Raw genomic sequence first — 19,490 nt, 5'->3', positions numbered from 1 at the left:
CCCAGTCCTGCCTTACTCGCCGGCTTCTCTTCGCGCGATCGCGTCGATCATGTCGCTGATGGTGCCCAGCCCGGCCCTGGACAAGGTCACCGCGCGCAGCGCCACGTCGCGCACCCCGGCGTCGCGCAGCGCGCCGAGCAGTTCCAGTTCCTCGGCGATCCGGGCGCTCTGCTCGTCGTCGAAGAAATACGCGGGCGGCACCTGGAAAAACCCGGCCAGCGCCTCGAGATGCCGCTTGGTGGGATTGTCCCGGCGGCCCGTGCGCAGCTGCCACAGGTAGGTGGCCGAAAAGGTCTCGCCCGTCGCCTCCCGGCAAGCGCTGGCGACCTCTTCGCTGGAGTACTGATCGCGGCCCGGCTTGCGCACGACGTCGAACAACTTCTCGATCTTCTCGGCGAGCGAGGCCATCGTCAGTCTTCCTCTGCTGGCGTGAACATGTCCGGCTTCCGGATTCATCTTAGTTGACAGCGGCCGTCCCGTCATCCAGGATCTGCTATCAGCTGAGATGAATCTGTCGATGGATTGCACTCATGTCAGCTAACACCCCGATGTCGAAGGAGAAGACATGACGAAGCGCAAACTCCTCGCCGGCGCAGTCGGCGCCCTGGCCCTCGCCAGCACGATGTTCACCGCGGCCCCGGCGTCCGCGGCGCCCGCGACCGCGCCCAAACCGGTGCAGCCGGTCGGCTACTACGCCTTCGGGTCGTACTACTTCAACGGCACGAAGTGCATCGACGAAGACTCGGACGACAGCAGAGGCGACGGCCGCAAGGTCTGGACCTACAACTGCAATGGCAGCTACAACCAGCAATGGGCCATCGCTCCCGACGGCTCCATCCACAGCACCAACGACGGCCGCTGCCTGTCCCCGTCGGCGACCGGCCTCGGCGACCCGACCCCGCGCCTGGAGGGCTGGGGCTGCAACGGCCGGGCCGAACAGCAGTGGGTCTTCTACGACGACGGCACCATCCGCAACCGCCTCCTGGGCACCTGCATCCAGTTCGGTTTGGACCAGGTGAACAAGAAGGGCGTCTACACGTTTGTCGGACAGTGCAACAACCTGGCCCCGCTGCAGGGCTGGGACGCGCACTATCTGCACAGCTGATCTTGGCTGCCCGGACGGAGCCTCTTGCTGGGCTCCGTCCGGGCGGGACCGCCCCCGGTGGCGCACTTCCTGCGGAACCGGCGGCTGGTGATCTGCTCAGCCGGATCTGGCTCGGAAGCCGAATTGCCGCGAGCTGCGAAACCTAAACCGCCCGCAGCCCGGCAAGCGCGAACTCGAACACCCGTTCCCGCTGGGCTCCGTCGGCATACTCGACCGCGGTGATCCCGGAGATCATCCGCAAGACATCGTCGATCGACGATTCGGGACGCGCCTCTCCAGCCTCCTGCGCGCGCACCAGCAGCGGCCCGCCCGCCTCGCGCATTGCCCGGCGACAGGCGTGGAAACCGTCGGTGGTGCGGTTGAGCGATTCGGCGAAGGTCCGCTTCGTGCCGATGTACTCGACGAAATGCCGAAGCCACGCCGCGAGCGCTTCCCACGGTTCGAGGTCCGCGACGTCGTCCGCGGCCCGGCACAGCGCCTCGACCGCCTCGCGGTTCACCTCTTCGACCAAGTCCTCGCGAGTGGGGAAATTCCGGTAGAGCGTCGCGATGCTCACCCCGGCCCGGCGCGCCACATCCTCCAGCGACGTCTGCGCTCGCTGCTCTTCGAAGGCATCCCGCGCTGCGGCGACCAGTGCGTCGAAGTTGCGCCGCGCGTCGGCGCGCTTGGGCCGCCTGCTCGGCAGTTCCGGTTCCATCCCGTCTCCCGCGTTTGACAACCGTAGGAACCCTACGGTTAAAGTGTAGGGATACTTTCACTTCTTATCGTACGTGCCTCGGCACGGAAGGGCGGAGAGCATGTCCGCGGACACGATCGCGCTGGTCACCGGCGCGAACAAGGGGATCGGCCTCGCGACCGCCCGGCAGCTGGCCGAGCGCGGCCTGACGGTGCTGCTCGGCGCCCGTGACACCGAGAAAGCGGCGAGCGCGGCGAAGAAGCTGGCCGAGGAGGGCCTGTCCTTGGTCCCGGTTCGCATCGACATCGCCGACGACGCGTCGGTGAGGGACGCCGCCACGCTGGTGGAGCGGGAGTACGGATGGCTCGACGTGCTGGTCAACAACGCGGGCATGCTGATCCGCAAACCGGCGGTGGAGGTGACGGCCGACGACATGCGCCCGGAGTTCGAGACCAACGTCTTCGGGCTCGTGCGGGTGATTCACGCGATGCTGCCGCTGCTGCGCCGTTCGCGCTCGGCCCGGATCGTGAACGTCGCGAGCGATTCGGCGATGTTCGCCAAGACCACCGAACCGGGCTCGATGTTCGCGCGGTCGCACGAGTCCTTTGTGTACTCCGCCTCGAAAGTCGCGGTGAACATGCTGACTGTCAAGTATGCCAACGCATTCCGCGCGGACCCCGAACTCGCGCACATCAAGGTCAACGCGGTGACCCCGGGGTACGTGGCGACGGACCTCAACAACTTCAACGGCGTCCGCACCGCTGAGGAAGGCGCGCGGGCGTCCGTCCGCTGGGCAACCGTGGGCGACGACGCCGAAACGGGCGGCTTCTTCGACGACGAAGGCCGGGTCGCTTGGTGACCCCAATGCCAGGGATCTGAGCTGCGCACCTGGGCGAATCGCACCCGCGGCACCGCCTTAATAAGTCCCTGCCATCGCTTGGCGACCCCGGCAGGGCGAACCGCTTTCCGGGCAATCCACTGTGGACTGCCGGGCACCGGAGCGCCTCAGCCGCACACGGGGCTGTAGTCGAATTGCGGCAGATGCTGTTTCCACCGCTCGGGAGTCAGGACCGCGCGGGTGACCGCGCAGATCCGGTCGATCGCGTGGTTCTCGTCGAGGTCCCAGACCCGCACGTTTCCGTCGTATCCGCCGGAGGCGAGGACCCGGGTGAAGGGGTTGAACACCACGACCCGTCCGGCGTCGCCGTGACTGGTGAATTCCTGTCCGAACGGTTGCGGCGCCGCGGGGTCGGCGATCTCCCACAGCCGGACGGTCTTGTCTTCGCTCCCGCTGGCCAGCAACTGCCCGTCGGCACTGAACGTCAGCGAGTTCACGGCGTCGGCGTGCCCCCGCAGCGGTTGTCCCAGCTGCCGCGGCTGTTCAGGCAGGGAAAGGTCCCACAGCCGGATGAGCTTGTCGTCGCCGCCGGTGGCGAGGACGCGGCCGTCGGGGCTGAATTTCGCGGACCGGACCAACGCGGTGCCGCCGCCCGCGGCGGGTCCGAGGGGCTTCGGGCGGGTCGGGTCGGCGACGTCCCACAGCTGGAGGGTCTTGTTCTCGTTGCTGGTGGCCAGGATCCGCCCGTCCGGGCTGAAGGCCGCGGAATGGATGTAGGGGTGCTGGGCGGGAAACGGCGGACCCAGCGGTTTCGGCTGGACGGGGTCGGCGACGTCCCAGAAACGCAGGCTCTGGTCGCCGTCGCCGGTGAGCAGCACACGCCCGCCCGGAGCGAACAGCGCCGGACTGCCGTACCTGGTCTTGAGCTCCAGCGGGCGGCCCGAAGGCTTCGGGCGGGCGGGATCGGCGACGTCCCACAGCCGGACCGTGCTGTCGCCTTCGCTGACCGCCAGCGTTCTTCCGTCCGGGCTGAACGAAAGGGTGTTCGCATACCCGCGGCCGCCGGTCAACGGCGGACCGAGGGCCCGGGGCCGGGCCGGGTCGGCGATGTCCCACAGCCGCGCCGTTCCGTCTCGTGCCGAGGTGGCCAGCACGCGTCCGTCCGGGCGGAATCCCATCGAGGTGATCCGCGCGGTGTGCCCGAGCAGCAGGGTGTTGGGCAGGGACCAGAGCTGCGCGGTGCCGTCGCCGGTGCCCGCGGCGAGCGTGTGGCCGTCCGGGCTGAACTGCAGGCTGAAGACCGAGCCGCTGACCCCGGTCAGGGGCGCGCCGACCGAAGTGACCGCAGCCGGATCCGTCGCGTTCCACAGCCGTACCGAATCGTCGCCCGCGGACGCGAGCAGCCGCCCGTCCGGACTGAAACTCACCTGCCAGATGTCCCCGGTGTGCCCGACGAGCGGCTGTCCGAGCGGGGCCGGTCTCGCCGGGTCGGCGACGTTCCACAGCCGGATCGTCTTGTCGGGGCCCGCCGTGGCGAGCGTGTGCCCGTTTTGGCTGAAGGCCACGGAATTCACGGTGTCGGAGTGTCCGGTCAGCGGCTTGCCCAGCGACACCGCGGCGGCCGGGTCCGTGGTGTCCCACAGGCGCACGGTTCCGTCGTTGCTGCCGGACGCCAGGGTCCGGCCGTCCGGGCTGAACGCGACCGAGCGCACCCGGCCGGTGTGGCCGGTGAGGGCGCGGCCCGGGGAAACCGGGCGGGCCGGATCCGTCACGTTCCAGAGACGTACCGTGCCGTCGTCGTCCGCCGTCGCCAGGTCCCGGCCGTCCCGGCTGAGCGCGATCGCGTAGACAGTGCCGTTGCCGCTGTTCACCGGATCTCCCAGCGGTACCGGCTTGGCCGGGTCGCTGATGTCCCAGCGGCGGATGGTCCAGTCGTCGGCGGCGGTGAACAGAGTGCGGCCGTCGTGGCTGAACACCGCCGAGGTGACCCAGCTCGTGTGCCCGCGCAGCGGCGCTCCGAGCGGGCGCGGATCGGCGGCGTCGCGGGCGTCCCACAACCGCACGGTGTGGTCGTCCCCCGCGGTGGCGATGGTGTGCCCGTCCGGGCTGAAGGCGATCGTGTAGACCGGGCCGGTGTGCGCGGTCATCAAGGCGGCCAGGGGGTTCTGCTGGGTGGACAGCAGCCGGGCCGCGACGGACTGGTCGTCGGGGCGCAGGCGATGGGCGACGAGGTCGAGCTGCGCCGACAGGGACGGGTCTGTTTCCTGCAGCCGGTCGGCCTCGGCCAGGATTTGCCGGAAGTTGGCCTCGTCGCGTTCCCGGAACGCGACCCCCGCCGCGATCGAGGCGATGAGGGCGAAGACGACCACCAGCGCGACCGAGGCGCGGCGGGCCCACACGACCCGGCGGGACTGCCGGGTCGAGGCGTGCAGGAACTCCTGTGCGGCGGCCGAGCTGCCCAGCGGTCCCGCCGGTTCGGCCGACTGTCCCGCCTCGGACAGCTTGATGCCCCGGTACAGCAGGGAAGGATCCCGGTCCCTCGCCTGCCAGGCGCCGGCGTCCTCCTCCAGCCGCTGCCGGATCAGGTTCCCGGCGCGGTCGTGGTCGATCCAGTCCCGGAGGCGGGGCCACGCGTACAGCAGCGCCTCGTGTGTGATCTCGACCGAATCGGCGTCCAGCGTCACCAGCCGGGCCGAGGCAAGGGTTTCGAGCGCTTCCTCGACGACGGCGGGGTCGTCGGCGCTGTCCACCAGCTGGGCCCTGGTCGCCCGCCTGCGGGTGTCGCGACGGTCCTCTCCGATGCACACCAGCCGAAGCAGCAGCGGGCGCGTCGCGTCGCGCGCGGCGGGAGTCAGCTGCGCCCAGGTCTGTTCGGCGGTCGCGGCGACCGCCCCGTTGATCCCGCCCGCCGCCCGGTAACCAGCGATGGTGAGCTTGCCGGCCTGACGGCGCTGCCACGTCGCGGCGAGCGCGTGGGACAGCAGCGGCAGGGAGCCCGCCTCGTGCACCTCCTGCTTGCCCGCCGGCAGGCCGCGGCGATGCCCGACGGCCAGATCGAGCAGGATGAGGTCCGCGAGGCCCGCTTCCAGAGGCAGCCCGACCGACTTCGCCGGTCCGGTGATCGCTTCGCGCACCTCCGCGGAACTCATCGGGCCGAGCAGGAGCTGGCGGTTTTGCAAGGCGTCGGCGAGTTCGGGGTAGCGCAGGCATTGGTCGTAGAAATCAGCGCGCAGCGCGATGAGCACCACGGCCGGCGCATTCGTGTCGAGCTTCCCCGGCACACACAGTGAACGCAGCGCCTCGATGAACAGCTGTCGTCGCGACTCGCTCTCGCAGAGAGTGAAGAGTTCCTCGAACTGATCCACCACGAGAAGCAATCGGCGCGAGGCCTTCGGATTCGGAGCGGGCGGATCCGAAGGCTCGGAGCTGATCTCGGGAACTGCTCTGGCCAGTTCCGCGAGCGGATCCGTTCGCGGAGTCATTTTTCTGAGCAGCCATCCGGGCGCTCCCTCGCCGGAGGCGTCCCGCGAAGCCAGAATCGGCATCAGCCCGGCTTCGAGCAGGGAGGACTTCCCGGCTCCGGAGGAGCCGATGAGGGCGAGGAAACCGCCGGTGGCGGCCGCGTCGGCCAGCCGGGCCAGCAACGCCTCGGTGCTGCGGCCCCGGCCGAAGAACCAGGCGGAGTCCTGCTGCCGGAAAGTCGCGAGACCCGGGTAGGGGCAGAGCCCCGTCCCGGCGGCGGGCGGGGAACCGGTCCCGGTCTCGCCGGAGCCCGGGGAAATGGGACTGGCCAAGGCGTTCTCCCACAGGGAACGCCAGTGGCCGAGATCGTAGAGATCACTGACCAGCGACGCCGGACGGTCTTTCCTCGCCTCGGTGACGAGCACGTCGAGCACCGCCGCCAACACGGCGAACTTGGCCGGGACGTTCCGCCCGCGGCGCCAATCGCTCACCCGCTGGGCGGTCGCCCGCACCGGCTGCCCGCGTTCGTCGACCTGCCTGGCCCTCGCGACCGACTCCGTGACGCGTTTCAGCGGAGGATCGCCGGCCGCGGCGTACAAAAGCGAGAATCTTTCGGCAAAGATTTCCCGCGGTCCCGGTTTCAGGATCGGATCGTCGATGTCGCCTCCCTCGAGCCGTCGAGCGACCCGGGGAGCCGGGTCGGCGGCTTGCGCCGGCGGCGAACCGCCATGGTTCATCCTGGACAGCTTCCGTTCCACTTTCAAGATCGTGCGGCCGTCCGGGGGCGCCGCGGACGGCGTCTCCGCGAAGACCGGGATCCGCCGTCGTCCGCGCGGCCCGGCGCGCCCGGTCCCGTCCAGCCGGGGCCGACTGTCGAGGTGAGCCGAACGAGTGAGCCGGTTCCGGACCGGAAAATTGACCTTGGCGGTTGAGCTGGGGTTTCGGCGCGGCGCTCCGCCGTACGCCGTTGAACGCCGCCGGGCTCGGTGGCAAGCTTCGGCGGGTGGGGTGAACCGGACCGGCGTCTGCCGAAATGTCCGGACAACGGGCGGGTATGGGTGCGGTGGCGCCTGGGCGCACCTCGGTGCGCGTTCCGGCGACGGGCCCGGCCCTGAATCGCGTCGAACGGCAAGGTCGGACTACGGAGATGGGGCGGTATGGGCTCACGCTGGCAGCCGGTCGAGACGATCCAGATGTCAGACGATCCGTTCGAGGAGTTGTTTTCGCCCGCGGAGGAGCCCCGGCCGATCTCCGGGCCGGTACGGAAGATTTCGCTCGATTCGCTGCTTCCGGGCGATTCGCCGCGGATCGGCGGGGAGGACAGCGAGCACGTCCGCGCGCTCGCGCAGGTGAACGGCGCCCTGCCGCCGATCATCGTGCACCGGCCCAGCATGCGCGTCATCGACGGGATGCACCGGCTGCGGGCCGCCGCGTTGTGCGGCGAGCGCGATATCGCGGTGCAATTCTTCGAGGGGCCGGCCGAGGAGGCGTTCGTGCTGGCGGTGAGGTACAACGCGCATCACGGACTGCCGCTTTCGCCGGTGGACCGGGCTGCCGCGGCCGCGCGCATCCTCCATTTCTTCCCGCGGTTTTCGGACGCGAGGATCGCCTCGCTCGCCGGTGTTTCGGACAAGACCGTCGCGGCCATCCGGGCGTGTTCGACCTCGGAAACCCCGAAGTCGAACACACGGATCGGCAAGGACGGCCGAAGCAGGCCGCTCAATGCGGCGGAGGGGCGGCTGCGCGCCAGCGCGCTGTTCGCCGAAAAGCCCGACGCGACACTGCGGGAAATCGCGAGCCAGGCGGGGATCGCCCTCGCCACCACCAGGGACGTGCGTGAACGGCTCCGTCGGGGCGAGCACCCGGTGCCGTCGCCCCGGCGGCGCGGCGGCGCCTCGCGCGAGCCGGTCGCGGTGGCGCCGGACAGCGCGGACGAGACGAGCCAAGGGGACGGTGCGACCGGGCCGGCGGCGCCGGCCACACCGGACTTGCGGACGATCGGGCGGGACCCGGCGATGCGGCTCAGCGAAGGCGGGCGGGAGGTGCTCCGGCTGATCGGCGCGCATTCGCTGAAACAGCAGGACTGGGTGCGGCTCATCGAAAGCGTTCCGCCGCACTGCGTCCCGGGAGTGGCGGACGCCGCGCGCAGTTGCGCGGAGACCTGGCAGCATTTCGCCTGGCAGCTGGAAAAACGCCGCCGGCTGTAGCGGCGCGAAGGGGTGTCCGGCATCGCCGATTCGCGGCCGCCGGCCACTCGTTCGGTGGTGTTGATCAGCGGCCGGGCCAGTAGGCTCGGCGCGGGGTTCGAAAATGGCGTGCGTTTGCCCGTGATGAATCGGGCGAAGAAAAAAATCAGTCGATAGCGGTCCCTACGTGCTCACGCGGAGGAGTGTTGGCTGCACAATTCGATAATTGCCGGATCGCTGTCTTCGGTGCGGGCGTGATGGGCGTGGACATCGCGACGATGATAGTCAGCCAGGGAATTTCGGTCACGGTCGTCGACGTCAATTCCGCCGCTCTTGAGCGAGCGCGAGAAGGAATAGCCAAGCGGATGCGGCACGCCGCCTTGGCCGGGACGGTCGCGGAGGGGGTCGAACCGGGGAACGTGACGATCGCTGCTTCCTTTTCCTTCGATTCCGAAACCGCGGCCGTGATCGAGGCGATCACCGAACGCGCCGATCTCAAAGCCGGGCTTCTCGCGGAGGTTTCCGCCGCGCTGCCGGCCGGCATCCCGGTGATCACCAATACCTCGGGCATCCCGATCGAGGAAATGGCGGGCTGGGCCGCGCGGCCCGCGGAGGTGGTCGGCGTGCACTTCATGAACCCGGCGTACTTGATAGCCACGGTCGAGGTGGTCAGGGGTCCGTCGACCGGTGCGGCCGCGCTCGACCGGGTGCTGGCGCTGCTCGCCCGGCTGAACCGGAAACCCGTGGTCGTGCGCGACTCGCCCGGGTTCGTCACCAGCAGGCTGCTCCATCCGATGCTCAACGCGGCCGCGCGCCTGGTCGGAGCCGGGACCGCGACCGCGCAGGAGGTGGACGCGCTGATGGAGGGGTGCCTGGGGCATCCGGTCGGTCCCTTGCGCACCGCGGACCTGATCGGTCTCGACAATCTCGTCGATTCGCTGGCGGCCCTTCACGAGCGCACCGGCGAAGAGTCCTGCCGGCCCTGCGGCGTGCTGGAAGAGAAGGTGCGGAACGGTCACCTCGGCCGCAAAAGCGGCCAGGGTTTCTACGATTACGGGAAGGAACCGTGGTAATGACCGCTCTACCCGCCGAAAGCGTTTCGGTCATCCAGGACGAGATCGCCGGCTACCTCGAAAAACGGGTCAAGGCCCCGATTCTCCCGGAACAGGACCTGTTCGCCGCCGGGCTTGTTTCCTCCCTGTTCGCGATGGAACTCATCCTCCACCTGGAGGAGAGCTACTCCGTCACGATCGCCGGGCCCGATCTGAGACTGGAGAACTTCCGCACTGTCCGGCAGATGACCGAGCTGGTGTCCCGGCTGGGCGGCTCGGCGGGCACCGGTGGCTGACCTCCCGCCCGCCGCCCGCGCGATGGTCGCCGACCTCGTCGGAGACCGGGCGGGGGACTGGGACCTGGCGGGGGCCGTGCCGGGGGAAGTGATCAGGAAGCTCGGTTCCGCGGGGCTGCTGTGCGCTCAGGTGTCTGCCCGGCACGGCGGTCTGGGGCTGAACTTCCGGGACGACGGGCAGTGGACCGCGTATGTCGGGAGTCTGTGCAGTTCCCTGCGCAGTCTCATGACCTCGCAGGGCATGGCCGCCTGGAGCGTCAGCCGTTTCGGGGACGAGGAACAACGGGCCGGGTACCTTTCCCGGCTGACCGGCGGAGATCTCGCCGCGGTGGGCTTCACCGAGGCCGGCGCCGGCAGCGATCTGTCGGCGATGCGCGCCCGGATCCGCCGCGACGGCGACTCGATCGTCGTTGACGGGCACAAACGGTGGATGACCGGCGCACGGTATGCCGACCTGCTGCTGGTCTTCGGGCGCTTCGAAGACGGAGCGGCGGCGGTGATGGTGCCGGCCGAGGCGGCGGGGGTGAGCGTGGAGCCGGTCGCGGATCCTTCGGGCTGCCGCGCCGCCGGGCACGCCGACGTCCGGCTGAACGAAGTGCGGTTGCCGTCCGCCGCTCTTCTCGGCGGCGTCGCGTTGCCCCTTCCGTTGCTCGTGACCACGGCGTTGGGATACGGGCGTCTTTCGGTGGCTTGGGGATGTGTGGGAATCCTGCGCGCGTGCCTGGCGAGCGCCGCCGCGCACGCGCAGCGGCGAGAGCAGTTCGGCGTCCCGTTGAAGGCGAATCAGCTGATCGCGCGTCATCTGGCCGGACTGTTCTCCGGCGAGCAGATCGCGACCCGGTTGTGCGAGCACGCGAGCGCGTGCTGGGACACCCGCTCGCCGGAACTCGTGGTGGCCACCGTGCTGGCCAAACAGGTCGCGGCGGAACAGGCTGTGCGCGGCGCCGCGACGGCGGCACAGGTGCTCGCCTCGGCGGGCGCGCACGGCGGGCACGTCGTCGCGCGAGCGCACCGGGACGCGAAACTCATGGAGATCATCGAAGGCACGGCGGAGATCTCCCAGCTGATCCTCGCCGATCACGTGACAGCGCACTCGCCGCTGCCCGCCGCTGAGGAGAAGAACCTTTGACCGCTTCGGCTGAACTGGTGAAATGTCTCGTCTGGGATCTGGACGAGACCCTGTGGCGGGGAACGCTCGCCGAGGGCGACCGTCCGGTGCTGCCGGCCGCGGTGCGGGATGTGGTCGAGACTCTGGATTCCCGGGGGATCCTCCAGTCGATCGCGAGCCGGAACGACCACGAGCAGGCGATGGCCCGGCTGGAGGAGCTCGGGATCGCCGAGTACTTCGTGCTGCCCTCGATCGGCTGGGGACGAAAATCCGATGCGGTGCGGGCGATCGCCGACGAGCTGGGGTTCGCCTACCGCACGATCGCCTTCGTCGACGACCAGCACACCGAGCGGGCGGAAGTGGAGTTCCACCTCCCCGAGGTGCGCTGCTACGCCGCCGAAGACGCGGTCCGGCTGGCCGGTCTGCCGGAGTTCGTCCCGCGTTCCCTCACCGCCGATTCCCGCCGGCGGCGGCAGCTCTACCAGGCGGGATTCCGGCGCTCGGCCGAACGGGCCGCTTTCGCCGGGCCGGACGAGGGGTTTTTGCGCTCCCTCGATCTGCGGCTCGACGTGCGCCGGGCCTCGGGCGACGACCTCGCCCGGGTCGAGGAACTCACCCTCCGCACGAGCCAGATGAACGCGACCGGGGTGCACTACGACGCCGCCGCGTTGGGCGAGCTGACGCGCGACAGCGGGCACGAGGTGCTGACCGCCGCCTTGACCGATCGGATCGGGCCGCACGGGGCGGTGGGAATCGTGCTGCTCGAAACCGGGGTTTCGAACTGGCGGCTGAAGCTGCTGGCGACCTCGTGCCGGGCGGTCCCGTTCGGCGTCGGCTCGGTGCTGCTCGGCTGGCTCGCGGACCAGGCCGCGCTGGCCGGGGTGCACCTCAGCGCGGACTTCCGTCCCACCGGGCGCAACCGGATGATGGAGGTCGCCTACCGCTTCGCCGGCTTCGCCGAACAAGAGTGTTCCTGTCTGCCCGAACGCGGTGGCTCCGGTCCGGACGAGGAAGTCCAGCGGTTGCACCTGATTCCGGACCGGCAGGCGCCTCCCGCCACGATGCGGTTGTCCGTTCCGGATCTCGCCGGGCCGCGGCTCAGCCGGTCTTCTTCCGGACCAGAGTGACCCCGTCGGCGACCGGAAGGAGGCTGAGGTCGATCCGGTCGTCGGCGCGCAGTTCGGCGTTGAGCCGGGACACCTCGGCCGTTTCCGGGTCGCTTTCGGCCGGGTCGAGCACCCGGCCGAACAGGAGCGTATTGTCCACGACGATCAGGCCGCCCGGGCGCAGCAGCTCGAAGGACAATCGGTAATAATTCCGGTAATTGCTTTTATCGGCGTCGATGAAAACGAAATCGAATGTCTCGCGGTGCCCCGTCGCGAGAAGCTGCTCGAGGTATTCCCGGGCGTCTCCGAGATGCTGTTCGATCCTGTCTTCGAGTCCCGCGCGCGCCCAGTGGGGCGCGCCGATGCCCGGCCACTTCGCGGCGAGGTCGCACGTGAGGATCTTCCCGTCCGCGGGCAGCGCGGACGCCATCCAAAGCGTGCCGTATCCGGTGAAAGTGCCTACTTCCAGTGCTTTCCGGGCACCGCTGAGCCGGATCAGCAACGCAAGCAGCTGCCCCTCCTCGGGCGGGATGCGCAAGGCGTCGCCGGCCGGGAGCGTCGCGGTCTCTTCGCGGAGCCGGCGCAGGACATCGCTTTCGCGCAGCGACGTGTCGCGAACGTACTGCAGCAGTCGCGCCGGGATGAACGTGCGGTCAGTCATATTTCGATATTAGGCGCTTCACGGTCTCCGGGGCGAGTGCCCGTTGCGGTGCGCACCGGAAGTTGAACAAACACCGCCCCACGAAAAGACCATTGTCTGCTCTTTGTCGCTGGCACTAGTATCTGAGATGCGCTCACAGGTATCGGTTTTATCGGTGCTGCTGAACCCAGCGATTATGTGGCGCTTTCCCGGACAATACGAGCAAAGGGGGTGTCATGTCGTACTCCAAGCAGTGGCAGAAGGCGCGCGAAGCCCGCAAGGTGCGCCCGGTTCTGTCGGTCGTGTCCAAGTGGTGATCGTGCTGCGGTAGCAGGCTGATAGACGGCGGAGCCCGGCGTTCCCGGACTCCGCCGTCCACCCCATGGAGGGCTCTGTGGCTCATTGGCGAGAACTGCTTCCCGAAAAGCAGCTGTTCGAGCGGCAGCTTCGCCCGGAAGCGCTGAAAGCGGATCTGGCCGCGCTGGGACAAGCGGTCGCGCGCTGTCCGGACGGCGAGATCGAGGAGGCCTGCGCGGTCGCGGCGATGCACGAGCTGCCGTGGGTGCGGCAAGCCTTGCTGAGGGCGCTCGCGGTCCGGGCCCCGCAGCATGACGAGGTGCGCGCGGCGGTGGGGTGGCTCACGCACGACTACGAGGATTACGTCGCGTTCGAAGCCGTGACCCTGGCGGGCGAACTGCGGTTGCGGGAGGTGCTCGCGGACCTGCTGGTCATCGTCGGCAGGGCGAGCGAGCGCGTGACCGGCTTCGCCGGCAAGCCGGTGGGCATCGGCCACGCGGTCGTCCTGCGGGCGATCACGGCGATCATCGGCAGCACGGACCAGGCGGTCCTGCGCTCGGTCGAAGACGAACTGTTCGCCGAGGGCGTCGACCAGGCCGAGTATCCGGCCCGGCCGGTCGAGGACGCGGCGGACGGCGGTTCGCACGAGCACGGGTCGATGGCGGCGGTGCCAGGGGGAGTCGTGCTCGGCGGACCGCCGCCCGCCTTCGCCGGCGAGAACCTGCTGTTCGACTGGAACGATCCGCCGGAAGAACGGCACTGCGCCGGTTTCCGGATCGACAAGCTGCCGGTGAGCAACGCCGAGTACGACCTGTTCGCCGGGTCGCCCGCGGCGCTCCGGCACCGGTTCTGCCATCCGCGGGAGCCGAAGGGCAAACTGCATCTGCGCAACACCCTGCTGGATTCCCGCAGCGGCCCCGGCCATCCGGTCACCGGGGTCGACTGGTTCGACGCGTACGCCTACGCCCGGTCGCTCGGCAAGCGCCTGCCCACCGAGACCGAGTGGCAGCGTGCGGGCGAAGGGCCCGACCGCCGCGCTTACCCGTGGGGCGACGAGTTCGACGGGGCGCGCACCCGGTGCCTGCCGCCGCCTTCCGGGAACGGGTGGGCGACTGTCGACCGCTGGCGGGACGAACTGCTGGGCCTGGCCGACGACCCGCCGGCGCACACGGCGCGGGAACGGGGGATGCCCGGCAACGTCAGCCCGTTCGGGGTCGGCGACCTGTCCGGCAATGTCTGGGAATGGACGTCGTCCTGTTTCGACGGCCCGGCCTTCAGCCCGGTCGGAACCGACCGCGACGCCATCGACGTCATCTACGACCAGCGCTCCTACGTGGTGATCAAGGGCGGGACCTGGACGTCGCTCCCGGAACAGGCCTCGCTCGCCTTTCGCGGCCGAGACCTCGCCTTCGATCGGCATTTCGAGATCGGTTTCCGCTGTGTGTGCGACTGCGGCGGGGACGGCGCCCGATGACGGTCGCCCAGGGCCGCCGGTTCACCGGACTGGAGGTGCGGTGAACCGGCGGCGGGGAAGGCCCGGCCGCGGCGCGAGCGGACGGAGCAGGGGACCAGCGACGACCGGTCGCAGCGAAAACGCGCGTGCCGCCGGGCGCGCGGCGAACCAGGCACGGCGGCGCGGGCCCGGACCGGGGTCCCGCCGCGGCGCCGCATCGGGAGGGCAGTGAGCCGTGGGTACCGAATCCTCTGTGGTGATCGACGCGTTCGACGATCCGGCCACGCTCGATCCGCACAAGGCCTTCGAGACCGGGTCCCGGCATCCGGTGCTGAACCTGTACCAGGGCCTGCTCGGGCTGACCGACGACGACGAGTTCCGCCCGCTGCTGGCGGCCGCCGAACCCGAGGCGACGCCGCACGGGGACGGCTGGCGCGTAGTCGTGCCGGTGCGGAAAGGAATCCGGTTCCACGACGGGACCGAAATGACCGCCGACGACGTCTGGTATTCGGTGAGCCGGGCGGCGATCACGGCGGACGGCCCGGCCGGTCTGCTCGCGGACGTGCTGCTGGGCGCTCCGATCGACCGGCTCGGAGCGGAGGACGCCGCCGCGATGCTGCGGCGGATCAGCCGTTCCGGCGACGAACTCGTGCTCGACCTCGCCCGGCCTTACGCGCCGCTGAAGCATTTCCTGGTCCATTGGTCGCTGGTGGTGAGCCGGTCCTGGTGCGCCGCGCGAGGGGAGTGGGACGGTTCGCCCGGCGCCGTGGAGCGCTTCCTGAACCGCGGCGCCTCGGCGCTGGACGACCAGGCCAACGGCACCGGTCCCTACCGGCTGGAGGAGTGGGACCGGGCGGCCCGGGAACTGCGGTTCGCCCGGTGGGAACAGCCCGGCGCGCGGCGAGGCCCCGCCGGAATCGTCCTGCGCTCGGTCGACGACCGGATGGAACGGGAGAAGGACCTGCTGGCCGGGGCCTGCGATTTCTCGGTGTGCCAGCCCGAATCCGTGCAGCGTCTCGGCGATCTGGGACAGACCGTGCTGGAGAAGCTGCCCGCGGAATGGAGCATCAACCCGCTGGCGTTCATCGCCCAGCGCGTGCGGCCGGATTCGGAATTCCTCGGGTCCGGGGAATTCGGGCCGGACGGGCTGCGCCCGGACGCGTTCGCCGACGTGCACCTGCGCCGGATGCTGCCGCTGTGCTTCGACCACGAGCGCTACGTGCGCGAAGTCCTCGACGGCGAGGGGATCCCGCACATCCCGCCGTTCCCCGCTCCGGCCCTGCCCGGGACGTCTCCCCGGCCGCTCGCGCGCGATCTGGACCGGGCGGCGTTCGAGTTCCGCTCCGCCTGGGGCGGCGAGGCGGCCCGTTCCGGGTGCCGGATCGTGATCGCGACCCACGGGACGAACGTGTCGCGTGCGCGGGCCGCGGAGTTCCTGGCCGACGGGCTCACCCGGATCAGTCCCAAGATCACCGTCGAGATCTTCGAAACCGACCTGCCGCGGCTGACGGAACTGCTGTATCAGGGCAAGTGCCCGCTGGTGTGGGCCGGCTGGGCCAGCGACTTCATGCACCCGCACGCTTTCGTGTCCGCGTTGCTCGACCCGCGGGCCACTCTCCCCTCGGCACTGGGCTTTCGGGACGAGGTCCTGTCGGGGCTGGTGGAAGCGGCGCGCGGGGCGGAAGGCCCGCTCCAGGAGCCGGTCTACCGTGCGATCGCGCGGTACGCGGAGGATCAGGCGTATTACTTCGCTCCGCCCGGGAAAATCAGCTACATGACCTACAACAAGCGCTGGCACGGCGTGCGGCTGATGCACCAGATGTCGAATGTCCTGGACTTCTCCAGCTTCGAGGAACGGGTCCCGGCCGAATGAACGATCAGTGGACCTGGGCGACGGTCGCGGATCCGGCCGTGCTGGAGCCGGAACCGCCGTCGATGCCGCCGCGCGAGGCGCAGGACTGGTGCAACTTCGTCGTGTGGATGCCGACGGAACTCCCCGCCGACGTGGTGCCGGAAGCGGCCAGCGTGCGGAAGGAAGCCCCGCCCGGCAGGCCGGCGAGTTCGGCGGGGCGTGCCACGTGGTCCGAGTGCAATCCGTCGTCCTTCCGGTTCGAGCTGGCCGGGCACGAACGGCGGGCGCGGGTCAAGCAGTTCCTCTACGATTGGGCCTTCCCCGCGCTGGACCATCCCTCGCTGTTCGGAAATCCCGCGACGCCCGTCGTGCTCGACGACCGCTACGTCCTCTGGACCGGGACCGACCACAAAGGGAATTCCGCGGCCACCGCCAGGATCGCGCGCACCACGATCGAGTTCTCGGTGCTGCGGGGCGAGTTCACCGAGGCCGAGGTGCTCGGCGTTTTCCGTTCCCTGGCCCCGGCGGTCCCGGAGGCGCTGCCCGGGATCGCGCGCATCCCGTTCCCGGAACTCGGCTACTGGGCGCGGCATCCCACCGCCGCGGTGGTGGAGGTCCCCACCGGCCTGTGGCGGTTTCCCCGGGAAGAAGGGGAAAACCACGTCGTCTGGCTCGAGGACGCGGCGGCCGGGCACGACGGCGTGCGGCTGCCGGGCCGGCTGGGCGGGATGAATCTCGACGGCGCGGCCGTCTTCAGCGACGGAGCCGGTGCGACGGAACTCGAGGCGGTGTACGCGGGCGGCCCGGATCGGGGGCACGAGCTTCGGCTGGTGGTCCAGCGGAAGGGGAAGGGCCGCCTCGAATGGCCTCCGGCGCCGGAGCGGGTCGCCGCCCTTCGCACCCCGGTGCAGGGCGATCAGTGGCAAGGCATGCTCGCTTGTCTCGACGAGAACGTCGGCCCGTGCGACGCGGTCGTGGAGATCCCCGCCGCCGATCTCGAGCTGAGACTCTGCGGCAGCACCGGCCCGGGGATGGGCAGGACGTGGTTTTCCGGAGTGGTCCGCCAGGTGTGCGAAGCGGGGCTGCGATGAGCGGCGTCCGGCTCGAATCCGTGACGGTCGGGCTGGACTGGCGTGCCGCGTTCGCCAACGCCTATGTCCGGGTCAGCGGGTTCAGCACCACCATTGTCCGGCTTCGGCCGGACCCGGAGTCCGGGCTGGAGGGGATCGGGGAGGCGGCGCCGTCGATGCTGGGCCGGGAATCGGCCCGCACCGTGGCCGCCGATTACGCGAGCCTGTCCGGATCCGGTCTGCTGCGGGACGTCCGGGCGGACGACCCGGAGACCTGGGCGCCCGTGCTGCGGGCGCTGTCGGGGCGCCCCGCCGCGCTGGCCGGGGTGGAGACGGCGCTGCTGGATCTGTCCGCCAAGGAGGCCGGACTGCCGCTGTGGCGGTGGTGGGGGTTGTCCGGGACCGGGCCGACCAGGACGTTCTTCACCATCCCTATGGTCGGCGGAGCCGAACTGGAGCACTGGATCGGTCTCGGGACCGAACTGGGAGCCACCCGGCTCAAGGTCAAGGTGGGCAATCCGGGAGCCGAACCGCGGTCGGCGGCGGCCGACCGGCTCCGCCGGACTCGGGCCGGGTTTCCGCAAGCGCCGATCAGGGTGGACGCGAACGCCGCGTGGGAGCTCGAGGACGCGGCGGATTTCGCGGGCGAACTGCTCCGGTGGGAGGTCGGTTCGCTGGAGGAGCCGCTGGCCGAAGGAGCCTCGGTCCAGGATTTCGCCGACCTGCGCGCACTGACGGGGCTGCCGGTGTTCGCCGACGAATTCTGCACTTCGCCGCGGGCTTTGGCCCGCGCGGCCGACCGTTACGACGGGGTGGTGCTGAAAACGCAGAACTGGGGCGGTCTCGGCCGGACCCGCCGCGCGATCGAAACGGCGCGCCGGAACGGCTTGGCGGTCTGCCTCGGCTGCAACGCCGAGACCTCGGTCTCCATCGGCGCGTCCGCTCAGCTCGCGTCGCTGGCCGACGACCTCGACCTGGACAGTGCCCTGCTGATTCACGAAGATCCCTTCATGGCGTCCGGAATCGAAGGCACGGAAATCCTTCCTGGTTCGGCGCCGGGCATCGGGGCGCGGGAAGCCGGGGCGCCGCGGTGAAGACACGGACCGAGAACCTGGTGCGGAACCGGGGTTTCCGGATGCTGTGGGCGGCGGAGTCGGTCAGCCAGGTCGGGTTCATGGCGGCGCAGACCACGGTGCCCCTGATCGCGGTGGCCCTGCTGGCGGTGTCGCCGTTCGAGATGGGCGTGCTGACCGCCGCCGGCACGATCTCGTTCCTGCTCATCGGTTTGCCCGCGGGCGTGTGGCTCGACCGGCTGAACGTGCTGCGGTGCCTGGTCTGGGCGAGCCTGGTCCGGCTGGCGGTGATCAGCACCGTCCCGATCGCGATCTGGGCGGGTTTCCTGAGTTTCCCGCAGCTGACGACGGTCGTGCTGATCGCCGGCGCGGCCGGGGTGTTCTTCGACGTGGGATACCAGAGTTACGTGCCCCGCCTCGTCAGCCGTTCCTCGCTCGTGGACGGCAACGGGAAGCTCGAAGCCAGCCGCTCCACCGCACAGGCGGCGGGACCCGCGCTGGGCGGCGGACTGGTGCAGGGCGTCGGCGGAGCCCTGGCGGTCGGCGCCACCGCTTTGTGCTACGCGATTTCCTCGCTGATCCTGCTGCGCATGCGGCCCGTCGCCGGTCCGCCGAAGGACGAGGAGCGCGCGGACCGGCACCTGTGGCGCGAGATCCGGGAAGGACTCCGGTTCGTCTCGACCCACCGGGTGCTGCGTTCGCTGACCTTGTGCAGCGCCAGTCTGCTGCTGTTCACCGGCATCGCCAACGCGGTGCTGGTGCTGTTTCTCGCCCGGAGCCTGCTGCTCTCCTCGGCGGAGGTGGGGCTGGTGCTCGCCGCGGGCGGGCTCAGCGGCGTGCTGGCCGGGATCGTCGTCGGCCGCGCCGGGAGAATCTTCGGGACCGCGCGGCTGATCTGGCTCGCCGCGGGGCTCACGTGGCCATTGGCCGTGCTGCTGCCGCTGTCTCAAGCTTGGGGCGGAGTCGCGCTTTTCGCGGTGGCCTGGTCGGTGATCGGCTTCGGCTCCGTGCTGTTCAACGTGGCTCAGGTGAGCTGCCGGCAAGCCTTGTGCCCGCCCGGGCTTCTCGGCCGGATGAACGCGACCGTGCGGTTCCTGACCTGGAGCGCGTTGCCGGCCGGCGGGCTGCTCGGCGGCGTGCTCGGCGAGAGCTGGGGAATCGGGACCGCTTTCCTCGTCGGGGCCGTCGGGATGGGGCTTTCACCGTTGTGGCTGTTCTTCACGCCGCTGTGGCGCATGCGGGACATCCCGGACCGTCCGGACGAGGGTTAGCGCGG

Annotated in this window: 16 protein-coding genes and 1 pseudogene; 13 read left to right on the top strand and 4 right to left on the bottom strand. The window is 70.1% G+C overall.

All coding sequences use genetic code 11. The annotated features are described in order from the left end of the window. Positions 1 to 12: 12 nt before the first annotated feature. Positions 13 to 408: an XRE family transcriptional regulator gene (locus ABZX37_RS01395; RefSeq protein ID WP_344276142.1), complete on the bottom strand. Its 396-nt coding sequence runs from the start codon at positions 406 to 408 to the stop codon at positions 13 to 15. Positions 409 to 565: 157 nt separating this feature from the next. Here ABZX37_RS01395 and ABZX37_RS01390 point away from each other — a divergent pair, with 157 nt between their 5' ends. Continuing rightward, positions 566 to 1,105 carry an RICIN domain-containing protein gene (locus ABZX37_RS01390; RefSeq protein WP_354734983.1) on the top strand — a complete coding sequence of 180 codons (540 nt, stop codon included), beginning with the start codon at positions 566 to 568 and terminating at the stop codon, positions 1,103 to 1,105. Positions 1,106 to 1,247: 142 nt separating this feature from the next. On the opposite strand, the gene ABZX37_RS01385 is transcribed toward ABZX37_RS01390, so the two are convergent. Continuing rightward, positions 1,248 to 1,802: a helix-turn-helix domain-containing protein gene (locus ABZX37_RS01385; RefSeq protein WP_354734982.1), complete on the bottom strand. Its 555-nt coding sequence runs from the start codon at positions 1,800 to 1,802 to the stop codon at positions 1,248 to 1,250. A gap of 100 nt (positions 1,803 to 1,902) precedes the next feature. Here ABZX37_RS01385 and ABZX37_RS01380 point away from each other — a divergent pair, with 100 nt between their 5' ends. Next, a complete protein-coding gene (locus tag ABZX37_RS01380) occupies positions 1,903 to 2,640 on the top strand; it encodes an SDR family NAD(P)-dependent oxidoreductase (protein WP_354734981.1) in 738 nt (245 codons plus the stop codon). Positions 2,641 to 2,786: 146 nt separating this feature from the next. Here the strand turns inward: ABZX37_RS01380 and ABZX37_RS01375 are convergent, their stop codons facing one another. Then, a complete protein-coding gene (locus ABZX37_RS01375) occupies positions 2,787 to 6,839 on the bottom strand; it encodes a WD40 repeat domain-containing protein (RefSeq protein WP_354734980.1) in 4,053 nt (1,350 codons plus the stop codon). A gap of 399 nt (positions 6,840 to 7,238) precedes the next feature. On the opposite strand from ABZX37_RS01375, the gene ABZX37_RS01370 reads away from it, so the two are divergent. From ABZX37_RS01370 to ABZX37_RS01345, 6 genes and pseudogenes are all read left to right on the top strand, one after another. Beyond that, the gene (locus tag ABZX37_RS01370; RefSeq protein WP_354734979.1) at positions 7,239 to 8,288 is read left to right on the top strand and encodes a ParB/RepB/Spo0J family partition protein; all 1,050 of its coding nucleotides are present in this window, start codon (positions 7,239 to 7,241) and stop codon (positions 8,286 to 8,288) included. Between the two features lie 140 nt (positions 8,289 to 8,428). Beyond that, positions 8,429 to 9,013 (top strand): annotated as a pseudogene (locus tag ABZX37_RS01365) (3-hydroxyacyl-CoA dehydrogenase NAD-binding domain-containing protein); the annotation flags it as partial. Beyond that, positions 9,011 to 9,340, top strand: a complete 330-nt coding sequence (locus ABZX37_RS01360; RefSeq protein WP_354735139.1) for a 3-hydroxyacyl-CoA dehydrogenase family protein — start codon at positions 9,011 to 9,013, stop codon at positions 9,338 to 9,340. The pseudogene ABZX37_RS01365 and the gene ABZX37_RS01360, both read left to right, overlap by 3 nt. Continuing rightward, a complete protein-coding gene (locus tag ABZX37_RS01355) occupies positions 9,340 to 9,615 on the top strand; it encodes an acyl carrier protein (protein WP_354734978.1) in 276 nt (91 codons plus the stop codon). Before ABZX37_RS01360 ends, ABZX37_RS01355 begins: the two co-directional genes overlap by 1 nt. 22 nt (positions 9,616 to 9,637) lie before the next feature. Beyond that, positions 9,638 to 10,744, top strand: coding sequence for an acyl-CoA dehydrogenase family protein (locus ABZX37_RS01350; RefSeq protein WP_354735138.1), 1,107 nt, complete (start codon positions 9,638 to 9,640; stop codon positions 10,742 to 10,744). Further along, positions 10,741 to 11,850 (top strand): HAD-IIIC family phosphatase, encoded by a 1,110-nt coding sequence (locus ABZX37_RS01345; protein ID WP_354734977.1) that lies wholly within the window; start codon positions 10,741 to 10,743, stop codon positions 11,848 to 11,850. Before ABZX37_RS01350 ends, ABZX37_RS01345 begins: the two co-directional genes overlap by 4 nt. On the opposite strand, the gene ABZX37_RS01340 is transcribed toward ABZX37_RS01345, so the two are convergent. Then, complete coding sequence (locus tag ABZX37_RS01340) at positions 11,822 to 12,490, bottom strand: class I SAM-dependent methyltransferase (RefSeq protein ID WP_354734976.1); 669 nt, start codon at positions 12,488 to 12,490, stop codon at positions 11,822 to 11,824. The two genes, ABZX37_RS01345 and ABZX37_RS01340, sit on opposite strands and share 29 nt — an antisense overlap. Before the next feature lie 373 nt (positions 12,491 to 12,863). Between ABZX37_RS01340 and ABZX37_RS01335 the strand changes: the two genes are divergently transcribed. From ABZX37_RS01335 to ABZX37_RS01315, 5 genes are all read left to right on the top strand, one after another. Further along, entirely contained in the window at positions 12,864 to 14,240 is a 1,377-nt protein-coding gene (locus tag ABZX37_RS01335; protein WP_354734975.1) for an SUMF1/EgtB/PvdO family nonheme iron enzyme, read from the top strand. Between the two features lie 214 nt (positions 14,241 to 14,454). Beyond that, on the top strand, positions 14,455 to 16,092 hold the full coding sequence (locus ABZX37_RS01330; protein ID WP_354734974.1) for an ABC transporter substrate-binding protein: 1,638 nt from the start codon (positions 14,455 to 14,457) through the stop codon (positions 16,090 to 16,092). After that, on the top strand, positions 16,089 to 17,162 hold the full coding sequence (locus ABZX37_RS01325; protein ID WP_354734973.1) for a hypothetical protein: 1,074 nt from the start codon (positions 16,089 to 16,091) through the stop codon (positions 17,160 to 17,162). Before ABZX37_RS01330 ends, ABZX37_RS01325 begins: the two co-directional genes overlap by 4 nt. After that, entirely contained in the window at positions 17,159 to 18,235 is a 1,077-nt protein-coding gene (locus tag ABZX37_RS01320; RefSeq protein ID WP_354734972.1) for an enolase C-terminal domain-like protein, read from the top strand. The genes ABZX37_RS01325 and ABZX37_RS01320 overlap by 4 nt, the downstream gene beginning before the upstream one ends. Next, positions 18,232 to 19,485 (top strand): MFS transporter, encoded by a 1,254-nt coding sequence (locus tag ABZX37_RS01315; RefSeq protein ID WP_354734971.1) that lies wholly within the window; start codon positions 18,232 to 18,234, stop codon positions 19,483 to 19,485. Before ABZX37_RS01320 ends, ABZX37_RS01315 begins: the two co-directional genes overlap by 4 nt. Positions 19,486 to 19,490 lie beyond the last annotated feature (5 nt).

Source organism: Amycolatopsis sp. NPDC004079, from assembly GCF_040610415.1.
GTDB classification, from domain to species: domain Bacteria; phylum Actinomycetota; class Actinomycetes; order Mycobacteriales; family Pseudonocardiaceae; genus Amycolatopsis; species Amycolatopsis halotolerans.
The sequence above is the reverse complement of the archived record's forward strand: the minus strand, read 5'-3'. Positions and strand labels throughout refer to the sequence as shown.

Excerpts from the sequence above, each read along its gene's own strand:
- ABZX37_RS01355 (WP_354734978.1), top strand. The coding sequence starts at position 9,340 with ATGACCGCTCTACCCGCCGAAAGCGTTTCGGTCATCCAGGACGAGATC.
- ABZX37_RS01325 (WP_354734973.1), top strand. The coding sequence starts at position 16,089 with ATGAACGATCAGTGGACCTGGGCGACGGTCGCGGATCCGGCCGTGCTG.
- ABZX37_RS01390 (WP_354734983.1), top strand. The coding sequence starts at position 566 with ATGACGAAGCGCAAACTCCTCGCCGGCGCAGTCGGCGCCCTGGCCCTC.
- ABZX37_RS01380 (WP_354734981.1), top strand. The coding sequence starts at position 1,903 with ATGTCCGCGGACACGATCGCGCTGGTCACCGGCGCGAACAAGGGGATC.
- ABZX37_RS01340 (WP_354734976.1), bottom strand. The coding sequence starts at position 12,490 with ATGACTGACCGCACGTTCATCCCGGCGCGACTGCTGCAGTACGTTCGC.
- ABZX37_RS01370 (WP_354734979.1), top strand. The coding sequence starts at position 7,239 with ATGGGCTCACGCTGGCAGCCGGTCGAGACGATCCAGATGTCAGACGAT.
- ABZX37_RS01320 (WP_354734972.1), top strand. The coding sequence starts at position 17,159 with ATGAGCGGCGTCCGGCTCGAATCCGTGACGGTCGGGCTGGACTGGCGT.
- ABZX37_RS01395 (WP_344276142.1), bottom strand. The coding sequence starts at position 408 with ATGGCCTCGCTCGCCGAGAAGATCGAGAAGTTGTTCGACGTCGTGCGC.
- ABZX37_RS01350 (WP_354735138.1), top strand. The coding sequence starts at position 9,638 with ATGGTCGCCGACCTCGTCGGAGACCGGGCGGGGGACTGGGACCTGGCG.
- ABZX37_RS01385 (WP_354734982.1), bottom strand. The coding sequence starts at position 1,802 with ATGGAACCGGAACTGCCGAGCAGGCGGCCCAAGCGCGCCGACGCGCGG.